The following is a 13394-nucleotide window of genomic DNA, read 5'->3' as shown; positions in this document are numbered from 1 at the left end:
CGGGGCGCGGTTCTCCCTGACGGAGGGACAGCATGAAAACAATTCACAAGCATCGCCTGGAAACCGGTACCGAGGTGCAGGAAATCCGCCTGCCGGAAGAGGGCGACGTGCTCCGCGTGGACTACATCCAGCAGGAGCGTCTGATCTACATGTGGGTGGAAGTGGACGCCGACACCGTGATCGACACCCCCAAGGAGGTGCGCCGCTTCAAGGTGTTCACCACCGGCAGCGGCATTCCCGACAACGCGGTGTACATCGGCACCACCCTGGACGCCCTCAAACCCGAGGCGTTCCACGTCTACGAACTGGTCGATTAACGCCCCAGCCGGTAGAATGCGCGCCCTTTCACCCACCGGGATTTGAGACCTTTTATGGAAGTGAATCCGCTGAGAACCCACCTCTCCGACCTGGCCGAGCGCATCGAAGCGCTGAGGGGGTATCTTTGACTACGACCAGAAGAGTGAACGACTGGTCGAAGTAGAACGCGAACTGGCGCTCCCCGACGTCTGGAACGAGCCCGAGCGGGCCCAGGCGCTGGGCAAGGAGCGCGCCCAGCTGGAAAGCGTGGTGACTACCCTGCGTGACGCCGATCAGGGTGTCGGCGACACCCGCGACCTGCTGGAGCTGGCGGTGGAAGAGGGCGACGAGGCCACCGTCGCGGAAGTGGAAGCGGACCTGGAGCGCCTGGAGCGCATGGTGGCGGACCTGGAGTTCCGGCGCATGTTTTCCGGCGAGATGGACACCGCCAATGCCTACCTGGATATCCAGGCCGGTTCCGGTGGCACCGAGGCCCAGGACTGGGCGGAAATGCTGCTGCGCATGTACCTGCGCTGGGGCGAGGCCCACGGTTTCAAGACCGAGCTGGTGGAAGCCTCCGACGGCGACGTGGCCGGCATCAAGTCCGCCACGGTGCGCTTCGAGGGCGACTACGCTTACGGCTGGCTGCGCACCGAAACCGGCGTGCACCGGCTGGTGCGCAAGAGCCCGTTCGATTCCGGCGGTCGCCGCCATACCTCGTTCAGCTCGGTGTTCGTGTCCCCGGAAGTGGATGACGACATCGACATCGAGATCGATCCCGGCAAGCTGCGCACCGACACCTACCGGGCCTCCGGCGCCGGCGGCCAGCACGTGAACCGGACCGACTCCGCGGTGCGGCTGACCTATACCTTCACGGACCCGGACAACGGCAAGGAGCACATCGTGGTGACCCAGTGCCAGTCCGAGCGCAGCCAGCACCAGAACCGGGACAAGGCCACCAAGATGCTGCAGGCCAAGCTCTACGAACTGGAAATCCAGAAGCGCAATGCCGAGAAGCAGGCCCAGGAGAACGCCAAGGCGGACATCGGCTGGGGCAGCCAGATCCGTTCCTACGTGCTCGACGACGGTCGCATCAAGGACCTGCGCACCAACGTGGAAAGCCACAACACCCAGCAGGTGCTGGACGGCGATCTGGATCGTTTTATCGAGGCCTCGCTGAAAAGCGGGCTGTGAAGATGCCGGACGCCGGACGCCGGACGCCGGACGCTGCCACCCAAAAAAGCGTCCGGCGTCCGGCGTCCGGCGTCCGGCGCTGCATCGGAACCGAAATGCTATGAGTAAAGACGAATCAACCCCGAATGCGGAAGCCGGTCAGAACGATGAAAACCGCCTGATCGCCGAGCGCCGCGCCAAGCTGGCGGAATGGCGTGACAGCGGCGAGGCCTTCCCCAACCACTTCCGCCGCGACAGCCTGGCCGCCGGCCTGCAGGCGCGCTACGGCGAGTTGAGCAAGGAAGAACTGGAAGAAAAGAACATCCAGGTGGCCGTGGCCGGCCGTCTGATGCTCGACCGCAAGGCATTCAAGGTGCTGCAGGACATGTCCGGCCGCATCCAGATTTATGCGCCGAAGGAAGTGCAGAAAGCCACCAAGCACTGGGACCTGGGCGACGTGGTGGGCGTGCGCGGCAAGCTGTGCAAGTCCGGCAAGGGCGACCTGTACGTGATGATGGACGAGTACCTGCTGCTCACCAAGTCGCTGCGGCCGCTGCCCGAGAAACACAAGGGCCTGACCGACACCGAAGCCCGTTACCGCCAGCGCTACGTGGACCTGATCGTCAACGAGGACAGCCGCGAGACCTTCAAGATCCGTTCGAAAATCGTCGCCGGCATCCGCGACTATCTGGTCGCCCACGACTTCATCGAGGCGGAAACGCCGATGCTGCAGGTGATTCCCGGCGGCGCCACGGCACGGCCGTTCATCACCCACCACAACAGCCTGGACCTGGACATGTACCTGCGCATCGCGCCGGAACTGTACCTCAAGCGGTTGGTGGTGGGCGGCTTCGAGAAGGTGTTCGAGATCAACCGCAACTTCCGCAACGAGGGCCTGAGCACCCGGCACAACCCGGAATTCACCATGCTCGAGTTCTACCAGGCCTACGCGGACTATCACGACCTGATGGACCTCACCGAGGACATGCTGCGCACCCTGGCCCGGGACGTGCTCGGCGACACCCTGGTGCGCAACACCCTGCTTGACGAGCACGGCGAGCCCGCCGGCGAGGTGACCTACGATTTCGGCAAGCCATTCCGCCGGCTCACCGTGTTCGACGCCATCCTCGAATACAACCCGGACATCGACGCCAAGGACCTGGCGGACGAGCAGGGCGCCCGGCGCATCGCCGAGGGCCTGGATATTCCGCTCAAGGACGGCTGGGGCCTGGGCAAGGTGCAGATCGAGATCTTCGAGAAAACCGCCGAGCACCGCCTGCGGGAGCCGACCTTCATCACCGACTACCCCACGGAAGTCTCGCCCCTGGCGCGGCGCAAGGACGACGACCCGTTCGTTACCGAGCGTTTCGAGTTCTTCGTCGGCGGCCGCGAGATCGCCAACGGTTTCTCCGAGTTGAACGACGCCGAGGACCAGGCCGAGCGTTTCCGCGCCCAGGTGGCGGAGAAGGAGGCCGGTGACGACGAGGCCATGTTCTACGACGAGGATTACATCACCGCCCTGGAACACGGCCTGCCGCCCACCGCCGGCGAGGGCATCGGCATCGACCGGCTGGTGATGCTGCTGACCGATTCGCCCACCATCAAGGACGTGATCCTGTTCCCGCACATGCGCCCCCGCGCGCAGTAGGCCTGCTCCCCGTGGCGGCGTTCGCCGCCACGGAAAGGGCAACCCGCCTGCCACGAACTCCCACAAATCCGCGCTGCCTGTTAGGCTATCGACGATTACCAAACAACAAAGCAGACCGCACATGACCACGGCAATCCGCTATCAGGGACGCAAGACCCGACGCGCGGGCAGCGAGCAGCGCCGCCAGGCGATTCTCGACGCGGCGCTCAACATCATCGTCACCGACGGCATCCGGGCGGTGCGTCACCGCGCCGTGGCCCGGGAAGCGGACGTGCCCCTGTCCGCCACCACCTATTACTTCAAGGACATCTCGGATCTGATCGCGGACGCCTTCACGCTGTTCGCCGAGCGCGCCCTGGAGAACGTGGTGCGCCCGTTCCGCGATCAGGCCTTCGCGCTGATCCAGGAATTCCAGGGCGACGGCGCCAGCCGCGAGACGCTGATCGAATCCCTGGCCCAGGTGACCACCGCCTTCATGCTCGATGAACTCAACCACCGCCGCGACCATCTGATCGCGGAGCAGGCCTTTCTGCAGGAAGCGATTCTCGACCCGCGCCTGCGCGAGCTGGCCGACCACTACCTGGAGGAGATGGGCATGCTGTTGGTGGACGCCTGCCGGGCCATCGGCTCGCGTACTCCGGAGCTGGACGCGGAAGTGATCCACGCCCGTATAATGGCGCTGGAAGTGCGGTTGCTCACCCACCCGGAACTGGCCAGCGAGGCCAGCGTGAAGTCCCGCATGCGACACCTTCTGGAGAAACTGGTCCCCCATGACTGACGCACCATCGATGGAGTCAAGGGCCGAACAGGACGTACAGCTCGAGCCCGGCTGGAAGCAGGTCCTTGGCGGCGAATTCGCCCAGCCCTACATGCATGAACTCAAGACCTTCCTGCGCGATGAAAAGCAGGCCGGCGAAACCATCTACCCGCCGGGGCCGGACATTTTCCGCGCCTTCAACGAAACCCCCTTCGACCAGGTCAAGGTGGTGATCCTCGGCCAGGACCCCTACCACGGCCCCAACCAGGCCCATGGCTTGTGTTTCTCGGTGCAGCCCGGGGTGCGGGTACCGCCGTCGCTGGTCAACATCTTCAAGGAGATCGAGCGCGACCTGGGCATCCCGGCGCCCAACCACGGCAACCTGGACCACTGGGCCCGCCAGGGCGTGCTGCTGCTCAACGCCACGCTCACGGTGCGCGCCGGCCAGGCCGCCTCCCACCAGGGCCATGGCTGGGAACGCTTTACCGACCAGGCCATCGAACACATCAACCGCGAGCGCCAGGGCGTGGTGTTCCTGCTGTGGGGCAGCGCCGCCCAGAAGAAGGGCAAGCTGATCGACCGTCAGCGCCACTGCGTGCTGACCGCGCCGCACCCGTCGCCGCTGTCCGCGCACCGTGGTTTCATCGGCTGCGGCCATTTCTCCCGCGCCAATCAGTATTTGCTGCAACAGGGCCAGGACCCCATCGACTGGTCCCTCCCGAATTCCTGAGAGCCCCTTTATGACCGATTCCGTACTGTTCGAAGAACTGAACACCGCCTGTGGCCGCGTGATCGGCCGCGCGACCCTCAACACGCCCCGTTCCCTGAACGCCCTGAGCCTGGAAATGATTCAGTTGCTGGACGCCCGGGTGGCGGACTGGCAGGGCCGGGACGAGGTCGTGGCGATCTGGCTGGAAGGGGCCGGTGGCCGGGCGCTCAGCGCCGGTGGCGACGTGGTGGCGCTGCACGGCGCCGCCGTCAAGCATGCCGGCCACGAGCGGAATCCGTTCGCCGAGCAGTACTTCGCCGAGGAATACCGTCTTGATTACCGCCTGCACACCTCCGTCACGCCGGTGATCTGCTGGGCCGATGGCGTGGTCATGGGCGGCGGCATGGGGCTGATGCAAGGCAGCCAGTTCCGCCTGGTGACGCCGCGCAGCCGGCTGGCCATGCCGGAGATCACCATCGGCCTGTTCCCGGATGTGGGCGCCAGCTGGTTCCTCAACCGGCTGCCTGGCCACACCGGATTGTTCCTGGGGCTCACCGGCGTGCATCTGAACGCCCGCGACGCCCTGGACCTGGGCCTGGCCGACCGCTTCCTCGACGCGGACCCGGAAGACGTGCTCAAGGCCCTGCTGGAAAACCACTACGACGGCGACCGGCAAGCGGATCGCGCCCGTCTGCATCACCAGCTCCGTGATCTTTCCATCTCGCCCACCGGGCTGCCGGCGGCGATCAGTGATCATCGCGACACCATCGAGTCGCTGTGCGACGGTGCCTCCGTCAACGAGGTGGTGGCCCGCATTCTCGGCCACAAGCAATGCGACGGCTGGCTGGACAAGGCCCGCAAGACCCTGGCCGCCGGCTGCCCGCAGACCATGCATCTGGTCTGGGAGCAACTGCATCGGGCCCGGCATCTTTCCCTGGCGGAGGCGCTGCGCATGGAGTGGTGCCTGGCGGTGCAGTGCTGCTTGCACCCGGATTTTCGTGAGGGCGTGCGCGCGCTGTTGATCGACAAGGACGGCAGCCCGCGCTTCCGGCACCGCTCCGTGGACGAGGTGAGCGCCGACTATATCGACGGCTTTTTCCGCTGCCCTGCTGACGCACACCCCCTCGCCGATCTGGGCTGACGCCCATCGCGGCTAAAGCCGCTCCTACGGCAGTTCCGGCCCGTTGTAGGAGCGGCGGGGCGGCATCCCGCTTATCCCCACGGGTGATAGCGAACATCACGGATCATCATTTCCCGCCATCAGCCGGTCTCCCTAGAATCCCCGTAACGGACCACAGGAGACCCGCCATGCCCTTCCAGGACTACACGCTGATCCAGGCCCCCATGGCCGGCGGCATCAACACCACCGAACTGACCGTGGGCGCCGCCCGGGCCGGCGCCCTGGCGTCCATCGGCGCCGGCTACCTGTCCGGCGCCGCCCTGGAAGCGGCGGTGAGCGCGGCCCGTCAGGGTGGCGCCGAGGCGTTCGCCGTGAACCTGTTCATCCCCGGCGAAGCGGGCGCCACCGAGACGCAATGGCGCGCCGCCCGGGAAGCCCTGGTGCCCTGTTATCAAGCCGCCGGCGTGGACCTGCCGGAGGCGTTCGCCGAGCTGCCCGGCTTTGATGAACAGTTCGAGGCCATGCTTGAGGCGCGCCCGGCGTTCTTCAGCTTTACCTTCGGGCGCCTGGACAAGGCCCGCCGGGACGCCTGCCGGGCCCGGGGCATCGGCCTGATCGGCACCGCCACCAACCTGGCGGAGGCCCGTGCCCAGGCGGAGGATGGCGTCAATGCCATCGTGCTGCAGGGCGAAGAGGCCGGCGGCCACCGGGGCAGCGTGGAAGCGCGCGGCGCCGGCCAGCCCCTGGCGGCGTTGCTGGAAGCCTGTGGCGAGGTGGGCCGGCCGCTGATCGCCGCCGGTGGGCTCATGGACGGCGCCGACATGGCGCGGGTGCTGGGGCAGGGCGCCGCCGCCGCCCAGCTCGGCACCGCCTTCCTGAGCTGCCCGGAGGCGGGTACCGCGCCGGCCTGGCGCGAGGCCCTGGCCGCCGCCGGCCCGGATGCCACGGCGGTCACCGCGGCGGTGTCCGGGCGTCTCGCCCGGGGCCTGGCCAATGCCTGGATGGATCAACGGGCCCCCAGGGAGATTGCTCCCTACCCGGACCAGCACCGGCTCACCGCGCCCCTGCGCAAGGCCGCCGGAGCGGAATGGAAAAGCCTGTGGGCCGGCACCGGCGCGCATCGCTCCCGGACCCTGCCGGTGGAAGAGCTGGTGGCGACCCTGCTCGAGGAATGCCGCGCCGCCGGCTGAAGGTTTCTCGCGGCTGAGGCTGAATCGCGACTGAAGTCGCTCCTACAGAAGCTTAGGAGCGACTGGCGGCACCCCGCTTCAGTCGCGATCCGCCACCATGATCGTCACGCCTTCGGCTTGGGAAGCTCGTAGGGCAATGCCCGTGGCTCCGCCCCCAGCGGCGTGTCGTCCACCCACAGCTCGCCCTCATGATCCAGCCGCACCACCGCCAGCATCAGCGCGGAGGGCTGGCCGGGGGCGCTGTCCACCACCTCGCCCACGGCGCGGCCCTGGTCGTTGCGCAGGCTCTGGCCGGCGGCCAGCTCCGGCCCGGAATAGGCGAACAGGGCCATGCGCTGCTTCAGCTTGCCCTTGAAGTGCATCCGCGCCACCACTTCCTGGCCGGTGTAACAGCCTTTCTTGAAGCTGACCCCGCCGAGCACGTCGTAGTTGAGCACCTGGGGCAGAAACAGATCCTCGGCGCCGGGCAGAATCCACCCTTCGCCGGCGAGCAGATCCTGGAAACGGGCGCCGGCGCCATCGGTGACGGCGCGCTCCTCGCTGAGCGCCTGCCAGTGGCTGCTCAACAGCGACGCGGCGGCGACGATCAGGGCGTGGTCGCTGTGGGGGTAGCGCAGCACGGTGACGCCGTCCCGGCTCGCCGCCTGGCCCGGCGCCGGCGCCGGAAGGCCGGCCCGCTCCAGGGTGGCGTCGACGCCGCCGGCCAGTTGCGCCACCACGGTGTCCGGGGCCGGCTGGAAGCTCACCTTGGCGCGCAGCTTGTATTTCTCCAGGCAGCGGATGGTGGCGTCCACCTGGCCGTTGGGCACCAGCAGCAGGTAGCCGCCATCCACTCTGGCGATGCGCAGGCTGACCAGCCCGCGCCCCTTGAGCGACAGGTGCATGGCGGCACGGTGGGCGCCTTCGTCCACCGCCTTCAGGTCGACGGTGAGCTGGCCCTGCAGATAATCACCGGCTTCCTCGCCCTCGGCGAGGATCACCGCCAGGTGCTCGCCGGTGGCCAGAGCCGGCGTCGTCACGCCGCCGTGCCGGGGGTGCTGCGCCTCGATCAGGGATTGCCAAGCGTTCATGGTGCTCCTGTTGTGACTGGTGCGGGTGTTCAGTGGGACCCACGATGATAGATAATCGGGGGCCTTCGTGTCAGTCGATGAAACAAAGAGATTCTATCAATGACGTCTTCCCCGTCCTCTGAAACCGCCGATCTGAAGCGCCGCTATCAGTGGCAATGCCGGCGTGGCGCCTCCGAAGTGGAGGTGGTGCTGTATGCCTACCTGGAGCGTTTCTTCGACCACGACACGGCGGAGCAGCGCGCCACCTTCGGCCGCCTGCTGGAATGCCACGACGTGGATATGCTGGACTGGTTCACCGGCCATGGTGAACCGGAGGACCCGGAGCTGCGCGAGTTCGTGGCCGGAATGCTGCGCCGTGTGGCCGAGACGAATTGAGCCCGGGCCGTCGCGCTACCCGGCGCGGGTGCGCCTGGCCGGCCTGGGCCTGGCCGGGGCGGCGATTCTGGCCAGCGGCCTGCCGCTGAGCCTGGCGGTGCTGCTGGGGCTGGCGGCGCTGGTGATGGCGCGCCGCTGGCGCCCGGCCACGCCGGCGCGGCTGGCGGTGTCGCCGGAAGCGGTGCGGCTGGAGCTTTGCGATGGCCGCCGGCTGGCGGTGCGCCCGCCGTTCCGGGCAATGCTGCGCCAGCGTTGGCTGGCCCTGCATTGCCCCGGCGCCGGCTGGGTGTGGCTGTTCCCCGATCAGCTCGACCCGGCGGCGGTGACGCCACTGCGGCAAGTCCTTTTTTTGCAGCGACGTTGACTGCCGGGGGCGCGCCCTCTCAGCCTCAACAACGGCAAGGAGCAACGATGAGCAACGAATACGGTTTCCACTTCGACAACAGCTATGCCCGGTTGCCGGAGACCCTGTTCGCCCGCACCGATCCGCAACCGGTGGCCGAGCCCTCGCTGCTGCTTTGGAACGCGCCCCTGGCCGAGGCCCTGGGCCTGGATGGCGCGGCGCTGAACAGCGCCACCGGCGCCGAGCTGTTCGGCGGTAACCGGTTGCCCACCGGCGCCGAGCCCCTGGCCCAGGCTTACGCCGGCCACCAGTTCGGTAACCCCACCATGCTCGGCGACGGCCGCGCCATCCTGCTCGGCGAGCAGATCACCCCGGGCGGCGAGCGCCGCGACATTCAGCTCAAGGGCGGCGGTCGCACACCGTTTTCCCGGGGGGGCGATGGCCGCGCCGCCCTCGGCCCGATGCTGCGCGAGTACCTGATCAGCGAGGCGATGCACGCCTTGGGCATCCCCACCAGCCGCAGCCTGGCGGTGGTGGCCAACGGCGAGCCGGTGTTGCGCGATACCCTGGAACCCGGCGCCGTGCTGACCCGGGTGGCCGCCTCCCACCTGCGCGTGGGTACCTTTCAGTACGCCGCCGCCCGCCGTGACCCGGACCTGCTGCGCACCCTGTTCGATTACACCCTGGAGCGGCACTACGCGCCCCTCAAGGACGCGGACAACCCGGCCCTGGCTTTGCTGGAGGCGGCCATGGAGCGCCACCTCGACCTGGTGGTGGCGTGGATGCGGGTGGGCTTCATCCATGGCGTACTCAACACCGACAACGTGACCCTGTCCGGCGAGACCATCGACTACGGTCCCTGCGCCTTCATGGACGTTTACCATCCGGACACGGTGTTCAGCTCCATTGATCAGCGTGGTCGCTACGCCTATGGCAACCAGCCGGCGATCACCCAGTGGAACCTGGCGCGGCTGGCGGAAACCCTGGTACCGCTCATCGGCGACGACCCGGAGGCCGCCGTGGCGCGGGCGGAGGCCCTGCTGGGCGAGTTCGGCGACCGCTATCAGCAGCGCTGGCGGGCGATGATGGCCGACAAGTTGGGCCTGCTCGGCGAGGAAGAAGGCGACCACGCCCTGGTGGATGACCTGCTCGACTGGATGCGCCGGGAGCGGGTGGATTACACCAACACCTTCCATGGCCTGATCGGCCGGGCGCTACCCGATGGCGAAGCGTTTTATCAGGATGCCTTCCTGGACTGGCACCGGCGCTGGCGCGACCGGCTGGGCCGCAACCCGGAACCGGACCATGTGGCCGAGGCCCGCATGCGCGCCGCCAACCCGGCGGTGATCCCCCGCAACCATCAGGTGGAAACGGCCCTCAACGCTGCCGTGCGCGACGACGACCTGGCCCCCACCCGGGCGCTCCTGGACGCCCTGGCGAATCCCTATGAGGACCGAGCCCTGGACGACCCCTACACCCGCCCGCCCACCGACGAAGAGCGGGTCCTGCGCACCTTCTGCGGCACCTGATTACCCGCACTGGGCCTTTTGGGGGGTAGGAGCGCCGCCCGGTCGCTCCTACAACCCCAAAAGGCCCGGACGGCTCCTAGGAGCTTCCGTGTCGGGCGCCACCGGGCCGGACCGTTGGAGGCAGGGATGCCGGAAACGAGCTACAGGGACGTACTTGCCGCGTGTCCGGCCCGGTGGCGCCCGACACGGAAGCGGCCTTGATGGAGCGCCGGGACCTCAAGGCACCAGAATGGTATCGCGCGGCGGCTCCGACGCCTCCGGGAATTCACGCATGAAATGCAGCCCCCGGCTTTCGCGGCGCCGCAGCGCCGAGCGGATGATCAGATCCGCGATCACCACCAGGTTACGCAGCTCCAGCAAGTCGTTGCTGATGTGGTAATTGCTGTAGTACTCGGCGATCTCGCTCTTGAGCAGCTCGACCCGGTGCTGGGCCCGCTCCAGCCGTTTCGCCGTGCGCACGATACCCACGTAATCCCACATGAAGCGCCGCAGCTCGTCCCAGTTGTGGCTGATCACCACGTCCTCGTCGGAATCGGTGACCTGGGAATCGTCCCATTCCGGGGCTTCCCGGGGCACCGGCCATTCCGCCAGGTGGGCGCCGATGTCGTCGGCCACCGCCTGACCGTACACGAAGCACTCCAGCAGCGAGTTGCTGGCCATGCGATTGGCGCCGTGCAGGCCGGTGAAGCTGGTTTCCCCCAGCGCGTACAGCCCGGGTACGTCGGTACGCCCATGCGGGTCGATGACCACGCCGCCGCAGGTGTAATGCGCCGCCGGCACCACCGGAATCGGGTCGCGGGTGATGTCCAGCCCCAGCTGCAGGCACTTGGCGTACACCGTGGGGAAGTGCTCGATGATGAAATCCGCCGGCTTGTGGCTGATGTCCAGATACAGGCAGTCGGCGCCCAGGCGCTTCATCTCATGGTCGATGGCGCGAGCCACCACGTCCCGGGGCGCCAGCTCGGCGCGCTCGTCGAAGCGCGGCATGAAGCGCTCGCCGTTGGGCAGCAAAAGCCGGCCGCCCTCGCCACGGATCGCCTCGGTGATCAGGAAGCTCTTGGCCTTGGGGTGGTACAGGCAGGTGGGGTGGAACTGCATGAATTCCATGTTCCCCACCCGGCAGCCGGCCCGCCAGGCCATGGCGATGCCGTCGCCGGTGGCCACGTCCGGGTTGGAGGTATACAGGTAGACCTTGGAGGCGCCGCCGGTGGCCAACACCACCGAGCGGGCCAGGATCACGTCGGTCTCGCCGGTCTGGATGTTGTGTACATAGGCGCCGCAGCAGCGCTTTTCGGGGCCGTCGGGGCCATCGTGCTCCTGCAGGATCAGATCCACCGCCACCCGGTGCTCGAACAGGTGCACGTTGTCACGCTCGGTGACGCGCTCGATCAGGGTGCTGGAAATCGCCATGCCGGTGGCGTCGGCGGCGTGGATGATGCGCCGGTGGCTGTGGCCACCCTCGCGGGTCAGGTGGTAGGGCAGGGGGTTGTTCTCGCTGCTTTCCATGCCCGCCAGGCGGGTGAAGTCCACGCCCTGGTCGATCAGCCAGCGGATCGCCGCCGGGCCGTTTTCCACCGTGTAGCGCACCGCGTCGTCGTGGCACAGGCCGCCGCCGGCCTGGTGCGTGTCCTGCACATGGCTTTCCAGGGAGTCGTCATCGTCGAGCACGGCGGCCACGCCGCCCTGGGCGTAGTAAGTGCTCGCATGGGTCAGTTTGCCCTTGGAAAGCAGCGCTGCCTGGACGCCGCCGGGCAGGCGCAGGGCGACGGTCAGACCGGCGGCGCCGGAGCCGATGATCAGGACATCGTAACGGTAAGTGGCCATGGATACTCGCTGGATCGGGGTAAATTGTTGAACCAATGTGAAAACCGCCGGCCAGTATAGCGGCGCGGGTCACACCTGTTACAATACCGCGCTTTACCCGCCGCCACGGGATAATACCGTCCTCCAGGGAGCGAGCACCCGGTGTCTTCAGACGAACAATTGGTCAAAAAAGCCAAGACCGGCGATCAGCGCGCCTTCGAAGTGCTGGTGGTCAAGTATCAGCAGCGGATCTTCGCGCTGATCAGTCGTTACGTGCGCGACCATGATGAAGTCCAGGACGTGGCCCAGGAGGCGTTCATCAAGGCGTGGCGCGCGCTGCCCCGGTTTCGGGGCGACAGTGCCTTCTACACCTGGCTGTACCGCATCGCGGTGAACACCGCCAAGAATCATCTGGTGGCCCTGGGCCGCCGTCCACCTGGCTCCGACCTGGATGCCGCCGAGGCGGAACAATACAGTGGCGCGGAAATGCTCCACGAGATTGGAACCCCGGAGTCCCACGTGTTGTCCGAGGAATTGGAGGCGGTTATCCACAAGGCGATCGAGGAGCTGCCCCAGGAGCTGAAGACCGCCGTGACACTGCGTGAATTCGAAGGTCTCAGCTACGAGGATATCGCGGCGGTCATGGAGTGCCCGGTTGGAACCGTGCGTTCCCGGATTTTCCGGGCCCGTGAAGCCATCGATGAAGCGGTGCGCCCCTTGCTGGGTTCGCAGCGCGGAGACAAAGGGTGAGGACATGAGCAGGAATTACGAAGCGCTTTCCGCTTTCCTGGACGGTGAAACCAACGATTTCGAGACCCGGCGCGTGCTGCGCGACCTGGATCGCGACGATCTGGAGACCCTGGGCCGTTGGCAGCAGGTCAGTGACGTCATGCACGGCCACGCCGGCATGGCCGTGCCGGTATCGTTCAACGCCGGCCTGGCCCGGGCGCTGGCCGCCGAGCCCAAGCCGGCGCGCCGCTCCGGGGTGATGCACGGCTTCGCGCGGGTGGCGGTGGCCGCCTCCGTGGCCGCCGTCACCGTGATCGGCTGGCAATACTGGGGCGGTCCGGCGGACACCGGCGCCGCGCCGGTGGTGGCCAGCACCGACGCCGCCAATGACGGCGTCGCCGGCGAGGCCTCGATGACGGCCACGGTGGCCGCTCAGCGGCTCACCCGGCCGTTCGGCGAAACCTCCCTGGTGGCGCAGAGCGCCCAGCGCGCCGCCACCGCCGAACCCCGTGCCGTGGCCAGCGGCGAGCAACCGCGTGTCAACGCCATGCTGCTGCGCCACAGCGAATTCACCGCCCGCCACAGTGGCCAGGGCATGATGCCCTACGCCCGACTGGTTAGCATGGATGCCCGCAACGGAGCGCGCTAACG

14 protein-coding genes are annotated in these 13394 nt (G+C 67.5%); 12 read left to right on the top strand and 2 right to left on the bottom strand.

The window, feature by feature from the left end; translation table 11 throughout:
- Window positions 1-32: 32 nt before the first annotated feature.
- The 7 genes from JF515_RS11955 (at window position 33) to JF515_RS11925 (ending at window position 6894) form a co-directional block, all read left to right on the top strand.
- Complete coding sequence (locus JF515_RS11955; protein WP_161383512.1) at window positions 33-317, top strand: DUF7352 domain-containing protein; 285 nt, start codon at window positions 33-35, stop codon at window positions 315-317.
- 54 nt (window positions 318-371) lie between these two features.
- A protein-coding gene (prfB, locus tag JF515_RS11950) for a peptide chain release factor 2 (protein WP_203104640.1) occupies window positions 372-1491 on the top strand; the annotation gives its coding sequence in 2 pieces (ribosomal slippage) (window positions 372-443 and window positions 445-1491; 1119 coding nt in all).
- Between the two features lie 100 nt (window positions 1492-1591).
- The gene (gene lysS / locus JF515_RS11945) at window positions 1592-3118 is read left to right on the top strand and encodes a lysine--tRNA ligase (protein WP_203104638.1); all 1527 of its coding nucleotides are present in this window, start codon (window positions 1592-1594) and stop codon (window positions 3116-3118) included.
- 121 nt (window positions 3119-3239) lie between these two features.
- Window positions 3240-3896 carry a TetR/AcrR family transcriptional regulator gene (locus JF515_RS11940; protein ID WP_203104636.1) on the top strand — a complete coding sequence of 219 codons (657 nt, stop codon included), beginning with the start codon at window positions 3240-3242 and terminating at the stop codon, window positions 3894-3896.
- Complete coding sequence (gene ung, locus JF515_RS11935) at window positions 3889-4605, top strand: uracil-DNA glycosylase (protein ID WP_203104634.1); 717 nt, start codon at window positions 3889-3891, stop codon at window positions 4603-4605. The genes JF515_RS11940 and ung overlap by 8 nt, the downstream gene beginning before the upstream one ends.
- Window positions 4606-4615: 10 nt before the next feature.
- Window positions 4616-5725, top strand: a complete 1110-nt coding sequence (locus tag JF515_RS11930) for an enoyl-CoA hydratase/isomerase family protein (RefSeq protein ID WP_203104632.1) — start codon at window positions 4616-4618, stop codon at window positions 5723-5725.
- Between the two features lie 167 nt (window positions 5726-5892).
- Window positions 5893-6894 (top strand): NAD(P)H-dependent flavin oxidoreductase, encoded by a 1002-nt coding sequence (locus JF515_RS11925; RefSeq protein WP_203104630.1) that lies wholly within the window; start codon window positions 5893-5895, stop codon window positions 6892-6894.
- A 104-nt stretch (window positions 6895-6998) separates the two neighbouring features.
- On the opposite strand, the gene JF515_RS11920 is transcribed toward JF515_RS11925, so the two are convergent.
- Window positions 6999-7964: a YgfZ/GcvT domain-containing protein gene (locus JF515_RS11920; protein WP_203104628.1), complete on the bottom strand. Its 966-nt coding sequence runs from the start codon at window positions 7962-7964 to the stop codon at window positions 6999-7001.
- A gap of 99 nt (window positions 7965-8063) precedes the next feature.
- On the opposite strand from JF515_RS11920, the gene JF515_RS11915 reads away from it, so the two are divergent.
- Genes JF515_RS11915 through JF515_RS11905 form a run of 3 tightly spaced genes read left to right on the top strand, consistent with a single transcriptional unit; the run spans window position 8064 to window position 10211 of the window.
- On the top strand, window positions 8064-8339 hold the full coding sequence (locus tag JF515_RS11915; protein ID WP_203104626.1) for a succinate dehydrogenase assembly factor 2: 276 nt from the start codon (window positions 8064-8066) through the stop codon (window positions 8337-8339).
- On the top strand, window positions 8320-8703 hold the full coding sequence (locus tag JF515_RS11910; RefSeq protein ID WP_203104624.1) for a hypothetical protein: 384 nt from the start codon (window positions 8320-8322) through the stop codon (window positions 8701-8703). The genes JF515_RS11915 and JF515_RS11910 overlap by 20 nt, the downstream gene beginning before the upstream one ends.
- A 47-nt stretch (window positions 8704-8750) precedes the next feature.
- Window positions 8751-10211 carry a protein adenylyltransferase SelO gene (locus JF515_RS11905; protein WP_203104622.1) on the top strand — a complete coding sequence of 487 codons (1461 nt, stop codon included), beginning with the start codon at window positions 8751-8753 and terminating at the stop codon, window positions 10209-10211.
- A 216-nt stretch (window positions 10212-10427) separates the two neighbouring features.
- Here the strand turns inward: JF515_RS11905 and nadB are convergent, their stop codons facing one another.
- Window positions 10428-12035: an L-aspartate oxidase gene (nadB, locus tag JF515_RS11900; protein ID WP_203104620.1), complete on the bottom strand. Its 1608-nt coding sequence runs from the start codon at window positions 12033-12035 to the stop codon at window positions 10428-10430.
- A gap of 141 nt (window positions 12036-12176) precedes the next feature.
- Here nadB and rpoE point away from each other — a divergent pair, with 141 nt between their 5' ends.
- Both rpoE and JF515_RS11890 read left to right on the top strand, forming a co-directional pair.
- A complete protein-coding gene (gene rpoE, locus JF515_RS11895; RefSeq protein ID WP_194298458.1) occupies window positions 12177-12764 on the top strand; it encodes an RNA polymerase sigma factor RpoE in 588 nt (195 codons plus the stop codon).
- Between the two features lie 4 nt (window positions 12765-12768).
- Window positions 12769-13392, top strand: a complete 624-nt coding sequence (locus tag JF515_RS11890; RefSeq protein WP_203104618.1) for a sigma-E factor negative regulatory protein — start codon at window positions 12769-12771, stop codon at window positions 13390-13392.
- Window positions 13393-13394: the final 2 nt, after the last annotated feature.

Source organism: Alloalcanivorax marinus (assembly GCF_016785095.1).
Taxonomy (GTDB): Bacteria; Pseudomonadota; Gammaproteobacteria; order Pseudomonadales; family Alcanivoracaceae; genus Alloalcanivorax; species Alloalcanivorax marinus_A.
This window is presented reverse-complemented; position numbering and strand designations above follow the sequence as displayed.

What these genes read in the sequence shown, in the direction of transcription:
- JF515_RS11955 (WP_161383512.1), top strand. Translation starts at nt 33, where the DNA reads ATGAAAACAATTCACAAGCATCGCCTGGAAACCGGTACCGAGGTGCAG.
- lysS (WP_203104638.1), top strand. Translation starts at nt 1,592, where the DNA reads ATGAGTAAAGACGAATCAACCCCGAATGCGGAAGCCGGTCAGAACGAT.
- JF515_RS11940 (WP_203104636.1), top strand. Translation starts at nt 3,240, where the DNA reads ATGACCACGGCAATCCGCTATCAGGGACGCAAGACCCGACGCGCGGGC.
- ung (WP_203104634.1), top strand. Translation starts at nt 3,889, where the DNA reads ATGACTGACGCACCATCGATGGAGTCAAGGGCCGAACAGGACGTACAG.
- JF515_RS11930 (WP_203104632.1), top strand. Translation starts at nt 4,616, where the DNA reads ATGACCGATTCCGTACTGTTCGAAGAACTGAACACCGCCTGTGGCCGC.
- JF515_RS11925 (WP_203104630.1), top strand. Translation starts at nt 5,893, where the DNA reads ATGCCCTTCCAGGACTACACGCTGATCCAGGCCCCCATGGCCGGCGGC.
- JF515_RS11920 (WP_203104628.1), bottom strand. Translation starts at nt 7,964, where the DNA reads ATGAACGCTTGGCAATCCCTGATCGAGGCGCAGCACCCCCGGCACGGC.
- JF515_RS11915 (WP_203104626.1), top strand. Translation starts at nt 8,064, where the DNA reads ATGACGTCTTCCCCGTCCTCTGAAACCGCCGATCTGAAGCGCCGCTAT.
- JF515_RS11905 (WP_203104622.1), top strand. Translation starts at nt 8,751, where the DNA reads ATGAGCAACGAATACGGTTTCCACTTCGACAACAGCTATGCCCGGTTG.
- nadB (WP_203104620.1), bottom strand. Translation starts at nt 12,035, where the DNA reads ATGGCCACTTACCGTTACGATGTCCTGATCATCGGCTCCGGCGCCGCC.
- JF515_RS11890 (WP_203104618.1), top strand. Translation starts at nt 12,769, where the DNA reads ATGAGCAGGAATTACGAAGCGCTTTCCGCTTTCCTGGACGGTGAAACC.